Here is a 20109-nt window from a genome sequence, read left to right on the forward strand (position 1 = left end):
GGAATGCTTGTCGCCTTCACTATCGCATCGGCACATTAGGGCGTCAAACGGCCGGACCTGATTGATCTTTATTGGCGGCAACTTCAGCCGCGCGTTCGGCGGCGTCCATTCTGGCCAATGCCTGCCGTTCGGTGCGGTCGGCATTGACCAGGGCGCGGATGGCGAACCAGAACAGCAATCCGACGCCGATGGACGGCAGCAGGGCGGCAAGCGCCGTGAACAGGGGGTTCATGAGCCGAGCGGCTTCACGAGGGGGAACAGGATCGTCTCACGGATACCGAGGCCGGTCAGTGCCATGAGCAACCGGTCGATCCCGAGGCCGATCCCGCCTGCAGGCGGCAACGCGTACTCCACGGCCATGAGAAAGTCCTCATCTACGCGCATCGCCTCGTCGTCGCCCGCGGCCGCCAGCAACGCCTGCGCCTCGAAGCGCTGCCGCTGGATCACCGGGTCGACGAGCTCGGAATAGCCCGTCGCAAGCTCGAACCCGCGCACATAGAGGTCCCACTTCTCGACGACACCCGAGATGGCGCGGTGATCACGCACGAGCGGGCTCGTCTCGACCGGGAAATCCCGCACGAATGTGGGTGCAAACAGATGGTCGCCCACCTGGTGCTCCCAGAGCAGCTCGACCAGCTTTCCGTGGCTGATCCGCTTCGGGTCCGTCTCGATTCCGAGCTTGTCCGCGTAGACCGCGAGCGTGTCCAGGCCCGTCGACGGCGTGATCTCCTCGCCCAGCGACTCCGACAGCGACCCGTACATGCTCAGGCTCGCCCACACGCCCCCGAGGTCGTACTCCTCGCCGTCGGGCATCGCCACCACGGAGGTGCCGAGCACGTCCTGCGCCGCGGTCTGCACCAGGTCCTGGGTCAGCGCCGCCATCGTGTCGTAGTCGCCGTAGGACTCGTACGCCTCGAGCATCGCGAACTCCGGGGAGTGCGTGGAGTCCGCACCCTCGTTCCGGAAGTTGCGGTTGATCTCGAAGACCCGCTCGATGCCGCCGACGAGCGCGCGCTTGAGGAACAGCTCGGGCGCGATCCGCAGGTACAGGTCCATGTCGAACGCGTTCATGTGCGTGACGAACGGACGCGCCGCCGCACCGCCCGGCTGCGTCTGCAGCATCGGCGTCTCGATCTCGATGAAGTCGCGGCGGTGGAAGTTGTCCCGCAGCGACCGCAGGAGCGCCGGGCGCTGGCGGGCCGTCTCGCGGGCCTTCGGACGCACGATGAGGTCGACGTAGCGCTGCCGGACCCGCGCCTCCTCGGACAGCTCCACGCCCTCGTACAGGTTGGGCAGCGGGCGCAGCGACTTGGCGGCCAGCTGCCACTCGTCGGCGAACACCGACAGCTCCCCGCGCCGGGACGCGATCACGCGACCGTGCACGAACAGGTGGTCGCCGAGGTCGACGTCGGTCTTGAACGCCGACAGCCGCTCCTCACCGACGGCCGCGAGGCTGAACATGGCCTGCAGCCGGTTCCCCTCGCCGTCCTGCAGCGTGGCGAAGCAGAGCTTGCCGCCGATCCGGACGAAGACCACGCGGCCGGCCACGCCGACCTCGTCGTCCGTCTCCTGCCCCGGCTCGAGGTCCGGGTGCTCGCTGCGCACCTGCGCGATCGTGTGGGTGCGCGGCACCCCGACCGGGTACGCCTCGACGCCTGCCGCGAGCAGCCGGTCCCGCTTCTCGCGCCGCACCCGGATCTGCTCGGGGGCGTCGTCGGGTGCAGGGGTGCTCTGGGGGGTCTCGCTCACCGGGCGATCTTACCGGCGCACGTCCGGTGCACCCGCTGGCTCATCGGTCACACCGGCTGCAGCGGCTCCAGGTCGAGGGCGAGGTCGAGGATCGGCGACGAGTGCGTGAGCCCGCCCACCGAGAGGTAGTCGACCCCGGTGGACGCGACCTCGCGCGCACGGTCGAGCGTGAGGTTGCCGGTGGCCTCGAGCTCGACACGCGGGTCGACGGCCCGCACCGCCGCGACGACCTCCGCCAGCAGCGGCGTCGGCATGTTGTCGAGGAGGAGGAAGCGCGCACCCGCGCCGACGGCCTCCAGCGCCTGGTCGAGGGTGTCGGCCTCCACCTGGATGGTCACGTCGGGGAACCGCGTGCGCACGGCCTCGATCGCAGCCGCCACCGACCCCGCGGCGACCACGTGGTTGTCCTTGACCATCGCCACGTCGTACAGGCCCATGCGCTTGTTGGTCCCGCCGCCGCAGCGCACCGCGTACTTCTCCAGCGCCCGCAGGCCCGGGGTCGTCTTGCGCGTGTCCAGGACGAGCGCGCCCGTCCCCTCCAGCGCGTCCGCCCAGCGGCGCGTGTGAGTGGCGACGCCCGACGCCCGCGACGCGAGGTTGAGCAGCGTCCGTTCCGCGACGAGGAGCACCTGGACGGGACCGGTCAGCACGGCCAGCACGTCCCCGCGGGCGACCCGGGTGCCGTCGGCGACGCGCTGGTCGACGGACGGGACGGCCAGCCCGAGACGCGCGGCGACCTGGCCGACGACCTCCGGAGCCACCACCAGCCCGGCGACGACCCCGTCCTGGCGCGCGACGAGGTCCGCCGCGCCGACCGCGTCGGCGGGGATCGTCGACTGCGTCGTGACGTCCCGCCCCGGCGCCGGGCCGAGATCCTCGTCCAGCGCCACCGCGACCGTGCGGGTGATCCAGGCGGGGTCCAGGGCGAGGGTCGGGGAGGTCACGGCGTCACGGTAGCGGTCAGGGGCGGTGGCGTACCGCCCCACCCACACGCACGCCGTCCCGGGGAGACCCCCTCCCCGGGACGGCGTGCGGTGCTCACGGGACGACCTCGGCGGGACGGCACGACGCCGACCCCTGGCCCGTCAGCGCGTCTTGACCGGTGCGCTCGTGCTCGGGCTCACGTTGGCGGTGTCGTTCGGGACGAACGTCGCCGTGTACGTGTGCTTGCCCGACGGGACGGTCCCGATCGCGATGCCGAGCACCACGCTGAGCCGCTTGACCACCTTGGTGCCCTCCCGGATCTCGATCGTGCCCGACGGGATCTTCCCGTTGTTCGTCGCGACCGTGGCCACGGCGAACGACGGGACGAAGAGGAACCCCGGCGTGACCGTGAGGCCGGTCGTCGTGGTCACCTTCTCCACGACCACCGTCACCACCGCCGACTCCGAGCCGGACACGGTGTCGTCACCGGCGTACCGGGCGACGACGTCGTAGCTGCCGGCGGGCGTGGACGCCGGCAGCCGCAGGGTCGCCGTGCCGCCCCGCAGGGTCGCCGTGCCGAGCACGGTGTCACCGGCGACGAACTCGACCGGCCCCGACACGGGGACGTCGGCCGTGACCGTCGCGGTGAGCGTGATCCGCGACGACGAGCCGAACACCTGGCTCGACGGGGCTGCCGTCAGCGTGGTGGTCGACGACGGGGCGTCCGCCTCGACCAGCTGCAGGACACCCCAGCGGGCGGTGCTCTGGTAGCCGGCGCCGGTCGGGTCGGCCCAGTTGTGGATCGACGTGCGCGCGCCACCGCTGGCGTCGTTCACCTGGAAGTCGACGCCCTGGAAGGAGCCGGCGCCGCCGTCCTCGAGGAGGCTGATCGACGCCTCGACGACGTACCCGGTGTCGGTGAGGCGGGTGGCGCTGACCAGTCGGTTCTGCTGGAACGCCTCGTCGCCGGTGCCGAACGAGACCACGTTGGTCGCGCTGATCCGGATCTGGGTGTCGTCGTACCGGTAGGAGCCGTTCTTGTAGTTGCCCGGGTCCACGTAGATCTCGACGGAGTCCTGGATCCACGGGTCGGAGCCCGTGACGTCCACGACGGGGTCGGTGACCTCCGCGAGCACGAACAGCGTGTTGTCCTTCCAGAGGGTGCGGACCTCCGCGGTCGCGCCGCCGGTGCCGTTGGTCTGCTTGTCGGTCCGGACGGTGGTGGCGTCGGCCCAGGAGGCGTCCTCCTCGCCGTCGATCGCGGGCGCCGTCGGGACGGCACCCACCTCGGCGTACGAGAGCGGCTCGATGAGCGTGAGCGTGCCCGTGGCACCCGGCGTGTTCCACGCGACCGTCTCGGCCCCGTCCGTCACCCGGAGGTCGAACGGCAGCGTGCCGCCCTCCGCCACCGGGGTGGCGAGCGGGAGCTTCACGACGGCCTCGTAGCCGCCGTCGCGCTCTGTGACGACGCCGTCGACGTCGCCCGAGCCGTCGCGACCGAACGTGACCGTCTGGCCCGCGTAGGCGATCTCGATCGCGTCGGTCGCCTGCACGGACGCGTCGTCCACCGTGACGTACGCCGTCAGGTTGTCGGGCGCCCAGCGGAGCTGGAAGGCGGTCGAGTCGTCGATGACGTTCAGCGGCAGCTGCGACCACCGGACGTCCGACGTGGCGTCGTCCAGCGGCACGTCCTCGGCGAAGACGTTCGCCGTGCGCTGCCGGGCCGGCAGCTCGTCGTCGACGATCCCGAAGTAGGCCGGCTTGGCCTGGAGCAGGTCGTCGAAGACGAGCGGTGCGCCGGAGTCGCTGCGCCAACTGCGGCCGTCGGTGAGGCCCCACACCGTGACCGAGAACAGGTCCTCGGAGTGCGCCCGGAAGATCCGGAACGCGTCGCGGTAGTAGTAGCCCTGCTCGATGAGCTTGCCGTCGGTCACCGGTGTGCCGGTGGTGACGTCGAGCTCGGTGACCGCCTGCACGACGGGGAGGTCCTCGAACGCCGTGATGGCCGCCTCCAGCGCGGACACCGGCATCGCGAGGCTCACGTGGAACTGGTGGCCCACGCCGTCGACGGGCACACCGCGGGAGAGCAGGCGCTCGACGAGCGCGTGCAGCCGGACCTGCTTGCCGCCCTGCTCGGTGTTGTAGTCGTTGATGAACAGGGTGATCGGACGGTCGGAACCGGCGGCCGCGAACTCGTCGTTGAACGACTCGTCCGCGTACTGGAACGCCAGGTCGATGAACTCCTCGCCCAGGATCCGGTACCACTCGCTGCGCCGCAGTCCGTCGGCGAACTCACCGCTGTCGCTGACCACCTCGTTGACCACGTCGAACGCGACCAGCGGGTTGGTGTCGCTGCCGAACTCGCCGTAGGTGGCGCTCAGGTACTCGGCGACGGCGTGGATGTGCGTCCGCAGCCGGTCCTTGAGGATCTGCTGGTCGGCCTCGCTCGTCGTGAGGGGAGCGCCCGCCTCGTCCTGGAAGAACCACGCGGGCGTCTGGCTGTGCCAGGCGAGCGTGTGCCCGTACACGGCGATCCCGTTGTCCTGCGCGTACTGCATGATCGCGTCGGCCTCGGGATGCGGCGTGAAGTTCTTCTCCGCGTCGTACCAGGCCTCCGGCTTCATGTAGTTCTCGGAGGTGACCTGGTCGAAGTGCCGGAGCAGGAGCTCCGACTGCGCCCCGGTCTGCTCGCGGCTGTCGATCGCCACGCCGACCGGGAAGTCGACCGTGTCCTTGATGGGCGTCAGGTCCTGCACCTGCAGCGGGTCCTGGACCTTGACCACGATGTCGTCGACCAGGAAGTCGGACGTGTTGCCGGGGTCGCCGTTCTCCCACGGCGTCTCGAAGTACAGCAGCGCCGAGTCGGCCGCGGCCATCTGGAACGTGCCGGTGACCTGCACCCACTCGCCGTTCGAGATGCCCGTGAACTGCTTGAGCGTGTCGTACGACGTGCTGGCGCCGACCGTGCGAGCCAGGCTCAGCCAGATGTCCCCCGCCGTCTGGCCCGGCGCGAACCGCACCCACGCCGAGTACTCGTAGCTGGTACCCGGGATGAGCACACCGGTGGCGTCGAAGCCGATGCCGTGACCCTGCGAGGTCCGCTCGGTCAGCAGCGCCGACTGCGCGCCGCCGTGGGCGAGCTCGGCGGTGACGGCCAGCGTGCCCTGGCCGGTGTCGGTCGCCCGAGGGACCCAGCCCTGCAGACCGTCCTCGAAGTCGGCGCTGATCACCGCGGTGCCTGGCGGCTGGCTCGGGGCCAGCGTCACGGCGGGCAGGGTGAACGTCCAGCCCTCGTCGAGGCGCTCCTGGATGACGGTCTTCGCCGCCGCGACGGTGCCGGCCCGCGAGCCGCCACCGTCGTGCATGAGGACGACCTCGCCGGACTTCATGGCCGTGCGCAACCGCGTGGTGAGGGTGGCCTCGTCCTGGGTCTCCCAGTCGGCGATCGTGTTGATCACCGCGAGCGGCTGCATGCCGAGCGCGACGGCCGCGTTCTGGTTGGCGGTCGTCCAGACGCCGTTGGCGGCGCGGAAGAACGGCACCTGCGCCGACGGGTTGCCCAGGGCGGTCCGGATGATCGTCAGGTTGTCGGCCAGGTCCTCCTCGACCTCCGCCTGCGTGCCGTCGAGCACGTCGTAGGACGTGCCGTGGTTGCAGAGCGTGTGACCGTCGGCGACGATCCGCTTCAGGATGTCGGCGCCTCCGGTGGCCTGGATGTTCTGGCCGATGACGCAGAACGTCGCGTGGATGTCCTTCTCGGCGAGGAAGTCGAGCAGCTCGGTGGTGTCGGCGCCGTTGGGGCCGTCGTCGAACGTGAGAGCGGACCGGTTGCCCGTGCCCTGCGCCGCGCTCACCGGGGTGGTGGTCGGGTTGAGGGCGCCGCCCGGCAGGACGTCCGGGGTCTCCGGCTCCTCGCCGGCCGGGGCCGTGATCGTGAGGTCGTCGACCAGGTACGTGTACGGGCCGTCGAGCGCACCCGTTCCGATGTAGACCTGCAGCGTCGCGGGATCGGCGTCGGAGGGCACCGTGTAGGTCCCGGTCACCGTGCTCCACGCGTCGGCGGTCATCGTGGTGTTGCCCACCCAGGCGTAGGCGGGCTTCACGACGAGACGCACCCCGGCCGAGCCGACCGTCTCCGGAGCGAGCCGCGCCCGCATCGACAGGGTCAGCTCGGTCCCGGGCTCGACGTCGGCGAACAGTCCGGGCGCGGTCTGGATGCCGTCGAAGTCCTCGGTGCGGTTGGCCACCTGCAGCGCGGGGTTGCCCTCGACGTCGACCACCGACAGCGTCGCGCCGCCGCTGGCCGCCCAGTCGCTGTAGGTGCCGTCCGTGAAGTCGGTGGACACCAGCGTCTCGTCGGTCGGCGCCGCGGCGGGTGCGGTGATGACGATGTCGTCGACGAGGTACGTGTACGGGCCGGTCAGAGCACCGGTGCCGACGTAGACCTGCAGCGCGGCGGGGTCCGCGTCGGCCGGCACCGTGTACGTGCCGGTCACCGTGCTCCAGGCGTCGGCTGTCATGGTCGTGTTCCCCACCCACCCGTAGGCGGGCTTCACGACGAGGCGCACCCCGGCCGAGCCGACGGTCTCCGGAGCCAGCCGGGCACGCATCGACAGCGTGAGGACCGTGCCAGGCTCGACGTCCGCGAAGAGACCGGCGGGCGTCTGGATGCCGTCGAAGTCCTCCGTGCGGTTGGCCACCTGCAGGGCCTGGTTGCCGTCGACGTCGACGAACGACAGCGTCGGGCCGCCGCTCTGGGTCCAGCCGCCGAGGGTGCCGTCGGCGAAGTCCGTGGACACGAGGGTGGTGTCGGCGGCGAGAGCTGCAGAGCCGGTGGTCAACACAGCGGCCGGGACCGCAGCAACAGCGAGGGCGGTGGCGAGTGCCACACCGATAGTTTCGAAACGGTTCCGTGGCGATCGTGCGTATCTCATCGACGCTCCTTTGCGCAGACGTATGCCCTGTTTCAGGCGATCCTTTGCAGAGGGTAAGCAGCGCGCGCACAGGAGACCAGTGCTGGAGGTATCGAAACTATCTATCGGTATCGATCGTTATGCCGATAGTGTCGGAATTCACTCAGGCGAGTGAGGACCGCCGCGTGCCCTACCTGGCTCGCCGCGCCGGACAACCGTCGACCGGTCGGGCTCAGGTCAGCGGCGCGCGACGCGAGACGAGGTCGCCCTTGGCGTCCAGCGAGAGCTCCAGGCGAACCCGCCACGACGGGTCCGTCGCCGGGAAGTCGCTGCGCGCATGCCCACCGCGGCTCTCCTCGCGCTCCAGCGCCGCGGCGGTCAGCACGGTCGCCACCTGGTGCACGTTCGTCGTCTCCCACTCGGCGACCTGCGGGGCTGCCAGGCGGCGGCCCTCGTCGGTGCGCAGGTGCGCGTCGGTCGGGACCGCCTCGAGCGCGGCCACAGCTCGGCGCAGGCCGTCGCCGGAGCGCAGCGGGCCGGGGCCGTCGGACGCGATCCGCTGCACCCGGGCGCGGGACGCGGCCGCGACCAGGGCCTCGTCGCCCGGTCGCGCGACCGGCTCGAGCGGACGCAACGCACCCTGCTTCACCTGCGCGGCGATGTGCCGGGCCGCGCGGGTGGCGAACACCAGGCCTTCGAGCAGGGAGTTCGACGCGAGGCGGTTGGCGCCGTGCACCCCGGTGCAGGCGGTCTCCCCCACCGCGTACAAGCCGGGCAGGCTGGTGCGGCCGACGAGGTCCGTGACGACGCCGCCCGAGTGGTAGTGCTGCGCGGGGGCGACGGGGACCAGGTCGGTGGTCATGTCGATGCCGTGCTCGAGCAGACGCTCGTTGATCGTGGGGAAGCGCGAGCGCAGGAACTCGTCGCCGAGGTGCCGGGCGTCGAGCCAGACGTGGTCGGCCCCGGTCTGCGTCATCCGCCGGACGATCGCGTGCGCGACGACGTCCCGGGGGGCGAGCTCGGCCATCGGGTGCACGTCGGGCATGAACCGCACGCCGTCCGTGTCCAGCAGCAGCGCACCCTCGCCGCGCACCGCCTCGGACACCAGGGTCAGCTGCCCCTTCACGCCCGAGCCGAGCCAGAGCACGGTCGGGTGGAACTGCACGAACTCGACGTCGCCCAGCACCGCCCCGGCGCGCAGGGCCGCAGCGATCCCGTCGCCGGTCGCCTGCGCGGGGTTGGTGGACGAGCGGTACACCTGGCCGATGCCACCGGTGGCCAGCACGACCGCGCGGCCCAGGGCCGCGCCGACGCCGTCGCGCTGCCCCTCGCCGATCACGTGCAGCGTCACGCCGCAGGCGCGCCCGGGCCTGCCGTCCGGTCCGGGCGGACCCGTGAGCACGTCGAGGACGAGCGCGTGCTCGATGACCTCGATGCCCGGGTCGTCGCGCACGGCCTCGATCTGCGCGACGAGCGCGCGGGAGATCTCCGCCCCCGTCGCGTCGCCGCCCGCGTGCGCGATGCGGTCCGCATGGTGCCCACCCTCGCGCGTCAGCGAGATGCTGCCGTCTGCGGTCGTGTCGAACACGGCACCGCGCGCGACGAGCTCGCGGACGCGCCGCGGGCCCTCGGTGACCAGCACCTCGACCGCCCGCGGGTCACACAGACCGGCGCCGGCGACCAGGGTGTCCTGCAGGTGCGCGGCTGGCGAGTCGGACGGGTCCAGCGCGGCCGCGATGCCGCCCTGCGCCCACACGGTCGACCCCGACGCGAGGATGTCCTTGGTGACCAGCAGGACGCGGGGCACCCGGGTGCGCAGCTCGAGCGCCGCGGTCAGGCCCGCGATGCCGGAGCCGACGACGACCGCGTCGGCCTCGACGGTCCAGCCCGGTTCCGGGGCCGCCAGCCGGGTGGCGAGGCGGGTCACCGAGCGACCGTCGCGCGGCCCTCGGCGAACGGCAGCCCGCTCGGCTGCAACCCTGACCAGTCGTCCGGGACCTGTCCGGGGTCGTCCCCGACCGACACGATCCGGTTGGCGTCGTCCACCAGGACGACATGCGGCTCGTAGGTGCGGGACTCGGCGTCCGACAGCTGCCCGTACGCGATGAGGATGACGACGTCGCCCGGGTGCACCAGGTGCGCGGCGGCGCCGTTGATGCAGACCTGCCCCGACCCCGGCTCGCCCGCGATGGCGTACGTGGTCAGCCGGGCGCCGTTGGTGACGTCGACGACGTCCACCTGCTGGCCCGGCAGCACGTCCGCCGCGGCGAGCAGGTCCGCGTCGACGGTGATCGACCCGACGTAGTGCAGGTCCGCCTGGGTCACGGTGGCGCGATGGATCTTGCCGGTCATCATCGTGCGCACCAGAGACGTCACGCGCCCACCTCCACGATCGCGTTGTCGATGAGCCGTGTCGTCCCGACGGTCGCCGCGACCAGCAGCAGGGCCTCGCCGACGAACTCCGCGGGCACCTCGGCGAACGTCACCGGGTCCACCAGCGCGACGTAGTCGACGTCGGTCCCCGCGAGCGCAGCCCGCGCGCTCCCGCGGATCTGGTCCGCACTGCCCCGGGCTCGCAGCGCCCGGGAGAGCCCGAGGGCCTGGCGCCGCTCGTCGGCGCTCAGGTAGGCGTTCCGGCTGGACAGGGCGATCCCGTCGTCGTCGCGGATGATCGGCGCGGCCTCGACCGTGACCGGCACGTCGAGGTCGCGGACCATCCGGCGCACCGCGGCCAGCTGCTGCGCGTCCTTGGCACCGAACAGCGCGACCTCCGGACGCGTCAGGTGCAGGAGCTTGAGCACGACCGTGAGGACGCCGTCCAGGTGACCCGGCCGGCTGACCCCCTCGAGCACGTCCCCGATGTCCCCCGCGCTCACGCGCACGATCGGGTCGCCGTCCGGGTACACGACCTCGGGACCGGGGGCGAAGACGATGTCGTCGGGACCCAGCAGCCCCGGACCGGACAGCAGCGCGAGGTCGCGCTGCAGGTCACGCGGGTACCGGGCGAGGTCCTCGGACGGCGCGAACTGCAGCGGGTTGACGAAGATCGTCACGACGACGGCGTCCGCCAGCTCCCGTGCGCGCGCGACCAGCGAGAGGTGGCCGGCGTGCAGGGCACCCATGGTCATCACGACCGCCCGCCGGTGCGGGCGGGCGGAGTGCGCGGTCCCCGCGTACCCCTCGGTGCGCGGCACGGCCTGCACGTCCTGCACGGCGAGCGCCGCCGCCAGCGCCTCGCGCGTGTGCACGAGGGTCGGCGTCGTGGTCTGCGTGGTCATTCGTCCTCCTGCGGGTCCGGCCCGTCCTCCACCTGCAACGCACCGGCATCCTCGTTGATGCCGTCCAGAAGCTCCTGCGCGGCAGCCGGTGAGATCAGGCCCGCCGCGAGCGCCCGCCCGGTCGCCGAGCGCGCCAGGGCACGGTATCCCGCGACGACGTCGACCGCCCCCGTGGCCGCCGCGAACGTGGTGAGCGCCACACCGTGCTCGCGGACCGTCCCCGCGTCACCGCGGCGCACCGGACCCGTGAGCGCGGTGATCGCCCCCGGCCCGTCCGTGCCCTCCGCGCGCAGCGCGCCGTCCAGCGCCGCCTCGAGCAGCGGGCCGAGCATGCGGCCCGGGTCACTGACGCCGGCCGCCGCCAGCGCCTGCGCGGCCTGCGCGACGAGGACCACCAGGTGGTTCGCGCCGTGCGCCAGGGCCGCGTGGTAGAGACCGCGCGCCTCCTCCGCCAGCACCACCGGCTCGCCGCCGATCTCCACGACGAGGGCCTGGCCGATGGGCAGCACCGGCGACGGGGCCGTGACCGCGAACGAGCAGCCGACCAGCCGCGCGAGGTCCAGCGACGTGCCCGTGAACGTCATCGCCGGGTGCAGCGCCAGCGGGATGACCCCCGCCGCACGCGCCGGCGCCAGCACGTCCACCCCGAACCGGCCCGATGTGTGCACGACGATCTGGCCCACCTGCCACGCGCCCACGTCCGCCAGGCCGCGCACCAGGTCCGCCAGCGCGTCGTCGGGGACCGTGAGGAGGACCAGCTCGGAGCGGCGGACCACCTCGGGGATGTCCAGCACCGGCACGCCCGGCAGCAGGGTCGCCGCACGCTCGCGGGACGCCTCCGAGATCGCCGAGACCGCCACCACCGGGTGGCCCGCACCCCGCAGCGCGCTGCCGAGCACCGCGCCGACCCGGCCCGAGCCGACGACGCCCACGCCCAGCCGGCCCGGGCGGGTCGCCGGGTCCGGTGGGGTCACGCGCCCGCTCCGACGGCGGGCGGGGCCGCGGGTCCGGGCGGCTCGGTCGGCTGGTCCGCCGTCGTCCCGATGCCCGGTGTCGTCGCGACGGTTGGCGTCGTCGCGAGCCCCGGCGTCGTCGCGAGCCCCGGCGTCGTCGTCGGCTCGAGGCCCGTCGTCGGCGCCGCGTCCGGGACCTCCCGGGTCGGGGCGCCGACCGCGCGCATCCACTGCTCCGGCGTCGCGGACGCGCGGGCGGTCCGGGCGCGTTCGGACTGCTCGTCGAGCAGCGCCGCGGCGACACCCGCATCGAGGTGGTTGACGCGCGGGGCGACCGGGCCGGGGGTGGAGTGCAGGACGAACGACGCCAGCCCGAGCCGACGCTGGATCGGTCCCTGCTCGAGCCCGAGGGACTGGGTGCGCTCGTGCGGCACCACGTCGACGCTGCGCCAGATCCGGCCCGACCTGGTCACCAGCGCCCGCTCGGTCACCCGCACCCCGTGCCGTCGCCAGCCCACGGGGTCCACCCAGCGCGCGCGGCGCGGGGCCGCGGTGAACCCGCCGTCGTCGTCCAGACCGACGAGAGCCGCCTCGACGAGCGCGGCCGGGTCCTGCACGCCCAGGTCCGGCAGCACCAGCCAGAGCGCGGTCATCGCCTCGCCGCGCGTGGCCACCGGGTGCAGCACGGTGTCCCGCTGCTGCTGGTCGCCCTGGCCGTAGCCGGCGACGTTGATCTCGACGCGCCACCAGTCCGGCCCGCGCCACAGCGGTCCCTGCCGCAGCCGGATGGCCTGGACCCGGCCGGGCGGCACGGTCTGCGCGCGCGACTCCGTGAGTCCGTGGCGCAGCCGGATGCCGTCGGGCGAGATGGCGGCGCGGAAGTTGGCGCCCTGGTTGATCCGGCTCCACACGAAGGTGACACCGGCGAACAGGGGTGCGAGCAGCACGAACGCGGCGCTGATGTCCCGGGACACGATGGCCAGCGTGATCGCGCCCGCGACCACCAGGAGCATCACGGGCACGGCGCCGGACCGCAGGGTCGCGCTGACCAGCCGGCCCATCGGCAGCTCGTAGACCTGACGCTCGGGCGCGACCTCGAACGGCACGGGGGCCGCGGGCGGCCCGGTGACCTCCGGGACGTCCCCCTCGACCGGCGGCGGCACCGCCACGGCACCCGGCCGCTGCAGCCCCGCCGCGAGCGCGAGCAGCTCGGCGCGCAGCGCCTCCGCGTCCGCCTCGCGCAGGAACGCGAGCGACACCGCGGACCCGCTGCCGCCGGCCACCTCGAGCTTGAGCTCGGCCAGACCGACCAGCCGCGCCAGCAGGGGCTGCACCACATCGACGGCCTGCAACCGGTCGAGCCGCGCCTGCCGCTGCTGCCGGAAGAGGATGCCGGTGCGCAGGTGCACGGCCTCGTCGGTGACCGCGAACCGGGTCACCCGCCACGCGACCGCCGAGTACCCGAAGCCGATGAGCCCGATCAGCAGGATGCCGCCGAGGAGCAGGAGGAACGCTCGCCCGTGGAGGAGGTCGATGGCCTGCTCGATGTTCTCGCCCACCTGGAACCAGCCGATGGCCAGCACCGCGACCAGGACCTTCCAGCCCTTGAGCGCCGGGGTGACCGGGTGCATCCGGCGCCAGCCGGTGACGTCCTCGTCGCTCGTCGTCTCGACGTCAGGCGTGCTGTGCGTGCCGGGCGTGCTCGTCACAGCCCCGCCAGCCGCGCCTCGCCGCGGGAGGCCATCCGGTCGCGCAGGCGCGCGGCCTCGTGCGGCGGGAGGCCGTCGATCGACGCGCTCGTGGCGGGCGACGCCGTGTGCAGCTGGACGGACGCGATCCCGAACTTGCGCGCGAGCGGCCCCGCGTTGACGTCCACGTACTGCATGCGGCCGTACGGCACCACGACGAGCGAGCGGAACATGATGCCGCGCCGCACCAGCAGGTCGTCGGCGCGCTCCGCGTACGCCAGGGCACGCACCTGTCGCGGCACCAGCCACACGATCCACCCGACGAGCAGCGCCACGACCGCCGGGAACACCCAGAGCCAGGCGTCGCCGACGAGCACGGCCATGAGCACCAGCAGCACGAGAACCGGTCCGAGCACGATGGCCGTGACCGTCAGCCGTGCCCCGACGAGCCTGCTCGACACCGGCGTCCAGGTGACGTCGGTCGGATCGAACGGCTCACGGGTGCCGGGGACGGCGTCGGAGGTCATGGGGTCATCCTCCCACCCGCTCAGGGGGCGCTGGGATCCACCGCGGGGTGCTCGCGCGCGGCCTCGGACCCGGCCTCGGGCGGGGGCACCCGGCAGAACCACTCGACGACGAGACCGACGACGGCGAGCACCACGGCACCGGCCGTCGCGATGCCGGCCGCGATCGCGCGCGACCCGCTCCCCGGCACGCTGAGGTCGCCGACCAGCGCCAGGACCTGGCCCCCGTACCACCCGGCGAGCAGGGCACCGGTGTAGCAGGACGCCTTCGCCAGCACGGCCGTGCGTGCCGCCCGGATCGGGTTCAGCTGCGGACGCTTGCCGCGCAGGAACTGCCGGACGGCCCAGCCCATGGAGAACACGACCCCGGCGATGAGCAGCTCGACGGCGACCACGAGGGGCGGGACCGTCGGCAGCATCCCACCGCGGCCGGCGACGGCGCGCAGCACGATCCACGTGACGGCCGCCGCGACGGCCGTGACCAGCAGCAGCGTCTGCCAGCGCGTGCGGTGCATCACGTGTCCTGGGCCTCCGGACCCGCCGGGACGGCACCCGTCTCGCCGCTGACCGCCGGGATGGCGGTGGTGAGCCAGTCGAGCGCCAGCCAGCGGACGCCGTCGCGGTCGGGTGCGGTCGCGGCCAGTGCGCCGACCGGTCCCCCGCCGAGCCCGGGCAGCACCGCGTCCGGTTCGACCTGCGCCCACGGCTGCAGCACGAACGCACGCTCGTGGGCCCGCGGGTGCGGGAGCTCGAGGTCGTCGGTCACGGCGAGCACCGAGCCGTACAGCACGATGTCGATGTCCAGCGTGCGCGGGCCCCAGCGCTCGTGGCGCTCCCGCCCGTGCGCCTGCTCGATCGCCTGCGTGGCCCGCAGCAGCGCGCGGGGGGCGAGCGTCGTCCGCGCCAGGACGACCGCGTTGAGGTAGTCCGACTGCTCGGGCCCGCCCACCGCGGACGTGCGCGCCAGCGCCGAGACGTCGCGCACCTCGATGCCCGGGGTCCGGGCCAGGTCCGTCACGGCCTCCCGGAGCGTGTCCTGCGCCGGCCCGAGGTTGGCGCCGAGGGCCAGCACGACCTCCACGGGACCGTCGGGCTCCTGGTCGAGCGCGTCCGTGACCAGCTCGCCGACGACGAGGGCCTCACCCGCGGGGACCGGCTCGAGCTCGACCGACGGGCTGTCGGGGCCACCGGCGAACGCACCCGGTGCGGGAGCGACCGCGTCGGACCAGGCCGCCGAGGCGACGACCGGCGCGCCCGGCGCGGGGGTGACGGGGAACGACGCCGTCGCCGTGGGCACCGGACGCGACACCGGCTCGGCCTCCACCACCGCGCGCGGGACGTACGGCTCCGCCGCCGGGAGCTTGGTGCGGTCGCGGTGGATGGCGACGACCACGTCACCGAACGGCACCTGGATGGGCGCCTGCGGCTTGTGCACGGCCACGTCGACCGCCTGCACGATGCCGGACGCGAGGACGGTCGCCGCGATGCGCTCAGCGACCGTCTCGATCAGGTCGACCGGCTCCCCCGACAGCACCGCGGCGACCTGCTCCGCCAGCTCGCCGTAGTTCAGGGTGTGCGCCAGGTCGTCCCGCGCGGCCGCGCGCCGGGTGTCGAGGTGGACGACGACGTCCGCGACGAACGTCTGCCCGTCGCGGCGCTCGTGCTCGTACACCCCGTGGTAGCCCAGCGCCGTGATGCCCGACAGCCTGATCTGGTCGAGCCGGCGCCCGCTGGTGTCCAGCGCGTCCTGTCGGCTCTCGTCGTTCATGGTCACCGCGTGCTCCCTCCGGTTCTCGCGTCCTCGTCAACAGCCAGCTCGTCGTCGTCGGTGACCGACCCGTGGGCGCCCTGCCACGCCGCGGCAACCCGCACCGCGTCGGCCGAGCCTGCCACCTCGTGCACCCGCACGCACCAGGCTCCCGCGGCAGCCGCCAGCGCGGACACCGCAGCCGTGGCACGGTCCCGCGCGAGCGGCGGCGCCGGCTCGCCCTCCGGGCCTGCGAGCAGGTGACCGAGGAATCTCTTGCGGCTGGCACCGACCAGCACGGGGAACCCGTCCGCCACCAGCTCCGGCAGCCGCGCGAGGAGCGGCCAGTTGCTGCTCCCCGCCTTCGCGAAGCCCAGACCGGGGTCCAGCACCACCTGCTCGTCACGCACCCCGGCCGCCCGCAGAGCCGCCACCCGGGCGGCGAGCTCGCGCCGCACGTCGGTCACGACGTCGTCGTAGTCGTCGAGGTCGTCCATCACGTCGGCGTGCCCACGCCAGTGCATGGCGACGTACACCGCACCGGTCCGGGCCACGACCCCGTACATGTCGTCGTCGGCCAGGCCGCCGGACACGTCGTTGATGATCGAGGCGCCACGCTCGACGGCGGCCTGCGCGACCACCGCGCGAGTCGTGTCGATGCTCACGGTCGCGCCGTGCGCCACGAGCTGCTCGATCACCGGGAGCACCCGGGCCAGCTCGTCGTCGACGGCCACCCGGCGGGCGCCCGGCCGGGTGGACTCCCCGCCGACGTCCAGCAGGTCCGCGCCCTGCTCGACGAGCTCCAGGCCGTGCGCGACCGCCGCGCCGGGCGTGAACCAGCGGCCGCCGTCCGAGAACGAGTCGGGGGTGACGTTGACGACGCCCATGACGAGCGTGCGGCGCAGGGCGTGCAGCCGCGGGGGCAGCGGGGCCGGACGGGCGGAGGGACCGGGTCCTGTCACGGTGCGAGCCTAGGGGCCGACGCGGCGGTCGATCAGCGACCGAGCACGAGGCTCATGGCCTCTGCTCGCGTGGCGATGTCGCGCATCTGCCCGCGGACCGCGGACGTCACCGTGCGCGAGCCGGGCTTGCGGACGCCGCGCATCGACATGCACAGGTGCTCGCACTCGACGACGACGAGCACGCCGCGCGGCTCCAGCTCGGTGACCAGCGCGTCGGCGATCTGGGACGTCAGCCGCTCCTGCACCTGCGGCCGGCGCGCGTACACGTCGACCAGCCGGGCCAGCTTGCTCAGACCGGTGATGCGACCGTCTGTGCCGGGGATGTAGCCGACGTGCGCCACCCCGTGGAACGGCACCAGGTGGTGCTCGCAGGTGGAGTACACCTCGATGTCCTTGACCAGCACCATCTCTTCGTGGCCGATGTCGAACGTGGTGGTCAGGACGTCGGCGGGCTCCTGGTAGAGGCCCGCGAAGATCTCCCGGTACGCCCGCGCGACCCGCGCCGGCGTCTCCCGCAGTCCTTCGCGGTCGGGGTTCTCCCCCACCGCGAGGAGCAGCTCGCGGATGGCGGCCTCGACCCGGTCCTGGTCGTACTCACCCACAGCCGCTCCGGTGAACGTCACCGGCCCGATGTCTGTCGTCTGGTCCTGCGTCATGCCCGGCGCCTACGCGTCCGGCGTCTGCGACGGCGGGACCTCGATGATGTGGTCCGACGGGAAGCCGAACGCCTCCGCCGCCTCGTCCTCGGGGATGATCGGGTGGCCGTTCAGGGCCGCCAGCTCCGCGGGGGTCATGACGGGCGGACGCTCCGACACGGCGCGCTGCTCGCTGGACAGCCACACCTGGCGCGGCGGGCGCTTGGTGATCGGCGCGAAGATCGTGGCCAGCTGCTCCTGGTTGAGCGTCTCCTTCTCGAGCAGCTCGAGGACCAGGGCGTCGAGGACGTCGCGGTACTCGACCAGGATCTCCCAGGCCTCGTCGTGCGCCCGCTCGATGAGGGCGCGCACCTCGAGGTCGATCGACGCCGCGATGTCCTCGGAGTAGTCCCGCCCGTGGCCCATGTCGCGGCCCATGAACACCTCGCCGGACGCCTGGCCGAGCTGGATCGCGCCGAGCCGGGCACTCATCCCGAACTGCGTGACCATCTTCCGGGCCGTCGCCGACGCCTTCTCGATGTCGTTGCTGGCGCCCGTGGTCGGGTCGTGGAACACGAGCTCTTCGGCGACGCGCCCGCCCATGGCGTAGGACAGCGTGTCCAGGAGCTCGTTGCGGGTGGTCGAGTACTTGTCCTCGGTCGGCATGACCATCGTGTACCCGAGGGCCCGGCCGCGCGGCAGGATCGTCACCTTGGTGACCGGGTCCGTGTACCGGAGAGCGGCCGCCACCAGGGCGTGACCACCCTCGTGGTACGCGGTGATCTTGATCTCCTTGGGGTTCATGATCCGCGTGCGCTTCTGCGGCCCCGCGATGACCCGGTCGATCGCCTCGTCGAGCGTGTGGTCCGTGATGGTCGCCTGGCCGGTGCGCGCGGTGAGCAGCGCGGCCTCGTTCAGCACGTTGGCCAGGTCCGCACCGGTGAACCCCGGCGTCCGGCGGGCGACGACGTTCAGGTCGACGTGCGGCGCCATCGGCTTGCCCTGCGAGTGCACCGTGAGGATCCGCTCGCGGCCCTTGAGGTCGGGCGGGTCCACGGCGACCTGGCGGTCGAACCGACCGGGGCGCAGGAGCGCCGGGTCGAGGATGTCGGGCCGGTTGGTGGCCGCGATGAGGATGACGTTCGCGTTGACGTCGAAGCCGTCCATCTCGACCAGCATCTGGTTGAGGGTCTGCTCGCGCTCGTCGTGCCCGCCGCCCATGCCGGCGCCACGGTGGCGGCCGACGGCGTCGATCTCGTCGATGAAGATGATCGCCGGGGCATTCTCCTTGGCCTGGTTGAACAGGTCCCGGACACGGCTGGCGCCGACGCCGACGAACATCTCGACGAAGTCCGAGCCGGAGATCGAGTAGAACGGCACGCCCGCCTCACCGGCGACCGCGCGGGCCAGCAGCGTCTTGCCCGTCCCGGGAGGGCCGTACAGCAGGACGCCCTTGGGGATCTTGGCGCCGACGGCCTGGAACTTGGCCGGCTCCGCAAGGAACTCCTTGATCTCCTGGAGCTCCTCGACCGCCTCGTCGACACCCGCGACGTCCGAGAACGTGACCTGCGGGGACTCCTTGTTGACCAGCTTGGCCTTCGACTTGCCGAAGCTCATGACGCGCGACCCGCCACCCTGCGAGTTCGACATCAGGAACCAGAAGATCCCCAGGATGATGATCAGCGGGAGGACGAAGCTCAGGAGGCTGGCCCACCACGCGGTCTGCGGGACCACCGAGGTGTAGCCCTCGTCGAGGTCCGCGTCCGCGATCGCGGTGACGACCGCCTCGCCCTGCGGCACGACGTAGTTGAACTGGACCAGCTTGCCGAGGTTGTCGTCGCCCTTGGTGAAGTCCTCCGCGAGCGTCAGGTCGACACGCTGGACGCCCTCGGTGATCTTGGCCTGCTCGACCTTGCCGTCGGCGATCAGCGTCATGCCGTCCGACGTGTCGATCTTGCTGATCTTCGGGGCCGCGAGCGTGGACGCGCCGATGTACAGCAGGATCACGGCGATGACGACCCACAGGATGGGGCCTCGAGCTAGTCGCTTGACGTTCATGGGCGATCGGGGCAGAGCCCCTCAACCTCCGCTCGCGGGACTGGTGGCCTCGAAGTTACACGGAGTTCCTGGGGGATCCGGACCGTGTTCACCGAGGGCGCACTCCGGTAGGACGGCCGCTCAGGCCCCGTAGACGTGCGGTGCGAGCGTGCCCACGAACGGCAGGTTCCGGTACTTCTCGGCGTAGTCCAGGCCGTAGCCGACGACGAACTCGTTCGGGATGTCGAAGCCGACGTAGCGCACGTCGACGTCCACCTTGGACGCCTCGGGCTTGCGCAGCATCGTCGCGATCTCGACCGTGGCCGGGCCGCGGGAGCGCAGGTTCGACAGCAGCCACGACAAGGTCAGGCCAGAGTCGATGATGTCCTCGACGATGAGCACGTGCCGGCCGGTGAGGTCCGCGTCGAGGTCCTTGAGGATCCGCACGACGCCGGAGGACTTGGTGCCCGAGCCGTACGACGAGACCGCCATCCAGTCCATCTGCACCGACGAGTGCAGGCGGCGCGCGAGGTCCGCCATCACCATGACCGCGCCCTTGAGCACGCCCACCAGGAGCAGGTCCTTGCCCTCGTAGTCGGCGTCGATCTGCGCCGCGATCTCGTCGAGCCGCTGGTGCAGCTGCTCCTCGGAGAGGAGCACCCGCTCGAGGTCGTCGCCCATGTCCGCAGGGTCCACCGC

General features: G+C 72.6%; 16 protein-coding genes. All 16 read right to left on the minus strand.

Annotated features, from left to right (window positions below):
• Nucleotides 1–43 precede the first annotated feature (43 nt).
• The gene (locus J2X26_RS02550; protein WP_307489560.1) at nucleotides 44–232 is read right to left on the minus strand and encodes a hypothetical protein; all 189 of its coding nucleotides are present in this window, start codon (nucleotides 230–232) and stop codon (nucleotides 44–46) included.
• A complete protein-coding gene (lysS, locus tag J2X26_RS02555; RefSeq protein ID WP_307489562.1) occupies nucleotides 229–1749 on the minus strand; it encodes a lysine--tRNA ligase in 1521 nt (506 codons plus the stop codon). The genes J2X26_RS02550 and lysS overlap by 4 nt, the downstream gene beginning before the upstream one ends.
• A 47-nt stretch (nucleotides 1750–1796) precedes the next feature.
• A complete protein-coding gene (gene nadC, locus J2X26_RS02560; protein WP_307489563.1) occupies nucleotides 1797–2693 on the minus strand; it encodes a carboxylating nicotinate-nucleotide diphosphorylase in 897 nt (298 codons plus the stop codon).
• A 141-nt stretch (nucleotides 2694–2834) separates the two neighbouring features.
• Nucleotides 2835–7562: an endo-1,4-beta-xylanase gene (locus J2X26_RS02565; RefSeq protein WP_307489565.1), complete on the minus strand. Its 4728-nt coding sequence runs from the start codon at nucleotides 7560–7562 to the stop codon at nucleotides 2835–2837.
• Between the two features lie 256 nt (nucleotides 7563–7818).
• Entirely contained in the window at nucleotides 7819–9513 is a 1695-nt protein-coding gene (locus J2X26_RS02570; protein ID WP_307489567.1) for an L-aspartate oxidase, read from the minus strand.
• Nucleotides 9510–9962, minus strand: a complete 453-nt coding sequence (gene panD, locus J2X26_RS02575; protein ID WP_307489569.1) for an aspartate 1-decarboxylase — start codon at nucleotides 9960–9962, stop codon at nucleotides 9510–9512. The genes J2X26_RS02570 and panD overlap by 4 nt, the downstream gene beginning before the upstream one ends.
• Nucleotides 9959–10864 carry a pantoate--beta-alanine ligase gene (panC, locus tag J2X26_RS02580; RefSeq protein ID WP_307489571.1) on the minus strand — a complete coding sequence of 302 codons (906 nt, stop codon included), beginning with the start codon at nucleotides 10862–10864 and terminating at the stop codon, nucleotides 9959–9961. Before panC ends, panD begins: the two co-directional genes overlap by 4 nt.
• Nucleotides 10861–11838 (minus strand): Rossmann-like and DUF2520 domain-containing protein, encoded by a 978-nt coding sequence (locus J2X26_RS02585; protein ID WP_307489573.1) that lies wholly within the window; start codon nucleotides 11836–11838, stop codon nucleotides 10861–10863. The genes panC and J2X26_RS02585 overlap by 4 nt, the downstream gene beginning before the upstream one ends.
• Complete coding sequence (locus tag J2X26_RS02590) at nucleotides 11835–13526, minus strand: PH domain-containing protein (protein WP_307489575.1); 1692 nt, start codon at nucleotides 13524–13526, stop codon at nucleotides 11835–11837. The genes J2X26_RS02585 and J2X26_RS02590 overlap by 4 nt, the downstream gene beginning before the upstream one ends.
• Nucleotides 13523–14032, minus strand: coding sequence for a PH domain-containing protein (locus J2X26_RS02595; RefSeq protein WP_307489577.1), 510 nt, complete (start codon nucleotides 14030–14032; stop codon nucleotides 13523–13525). The genes J2X26_RS02590 and J2X26_RS02595 overlap by 4 nt, the downstream gene beginning before the upstream one ends.
• Nucleotides 14033–14052: 20 nt before the next feature.
• Nucleotides 14053–14544, minus strand: coding sequence for a DUF3180 domain-containing protein (locus J2X26_RS02600; protein WP_307489580.1), 492 nt, complete (start codon nucleotides 14542–14544; stop codon nucleotides 14053–14055).
• On the minus strand, nucleotides 14544–15797 hold the full coding sequence (folK, locus tag J2X26_RS02605) for a 2-amino-4-hydroxy-6-hydroxymethyldihydropteridine diphosphokinase (protein ID WP_307490689.1): 1254 nt from the start codon (nucleotides 15795–15797) through the stop codon (nucleotides 14544–14546). The genes J2X26_RS02600 and folK overlap by 1 nt, the downstream gene beginning before the upstream one ends.
• A 2-nt stretch (nucleotides 15798–15799) precedes the next feature.
• Nucleotides 15800–16663, minus strand: a complete 864-nt coding sequence (folP, locus tag J2X26_RS02610; RefSeq protein ID WP_307490690.1) for a dihydropteroate synthase — start codon at nucleotides 16661–16663, stop codon at nucleotides 15800–15802.
• Nucleotides 16664–16770: 107 nt separating this feature from the next.
• Complete coding sequence (gene folE / locus J2X26_RS02615) at nucleotides 16771–17394, minus strand: GTP cyclohydrolase I FolE (protein WP_307489582.1); 624 nt, start codon at nucleotides 17392–17394, stop codon at nucleotides 16771–16773.
• Between the two features lie 9 nt (nucleotides 17395–17403).
• Entirely contained in the window at nucleotides 17404–19431 is a 2028-nt protein-coding gene (gene ftsH / locus J2X26_RS02620) for an ATP-dependent zinc metalloprotease FtsH (protein WP_307489584.1), read from the minus strand.
• 120 nt (nucleotides 19432–19551) lie between these two features.
• Entirely contained in the window at nucleotides 19552–20106 is a 555-nt protein-coding gene (gene hpt, locus J2X26_RS02625) for a hypoxanthine phosphoribosyltransferase (protein ID WP_055916816.1), read from the minus strand.
• Between the last annotated feature and the right edge of the window lie 3 nt (nucleotides 20107–20109).

The sequence above is a fragment of the Cellulomonas humilata genome (assembly GCF_030814415.1).
Taxonomy (GTDB): Bacteria; Actinomycetota; Actinomycetes; order Actinomycetales; family Cellulomonadaceae; genus Cellulomonas; species Cellulomonas humilata_A.

What these genes read in the sequence shown, in the direction of transcription:
- J2X26_RS02550 (WP_307489560.1), bottom strand. Translation starts at nt 232, where the DNA reads ATGAACCCCCTGTTCACGGCGCTTGCCGCCCTGCTGCCGTCCATCGGC.
- panC (WP_307489571.1), bottom strand. Translation starts at nt 10,864, where the DNA reads ATGACCACGCAGACCACGACGCCGACCCTCGTGCACACGCGCGAGGCG.
- J2X26_RS02595 (WP_307489577.1), bottom strand. Translation starts at nt 14,032, where the DNA reads ATGACCTCCGACGCCGTCCCCGGCACCCGTGAGCCGTTCGATCCGACC.
- J2X26_RS02600 (WP_307489580.1), bottom strand. Translation starts at nt 14,544, where the DNA reads ATGCACCGCACGCGCTGGCAGACGCTGCTGCTGGTCACGGCCGTCGCG.
- folK (WP_307490689.1), bottom strand. Translation starts at nt 15,797, where the DNA reads ATGAACGACGAGAGCCGACAGGACGCGCTGGACACCAGCGGGCGCCGG.
- folP (WP_307490690.1), bottom strand. Translation starts at nt 16,663, where the DNA reads ATGGGCGTCGTCAACGTCACCCCCGACTCGTTCTCGGACGGCGGCCGC.
- folE (WP_307489582.1), bottom strand. Translation starts at nt 17,394, where the DNA reads ATGACGCAGGACCAGACGACAGACATCGGGCCGGTGACGTTCACCGGA.
- ftsH (WP_307489584.1), bottom strand. Translation starts at nt 19,431, where the DNA reads ATGAACGTCAAGCGACTAGCTCGAGGCCCCATCCTGTGGGTCGTCATC.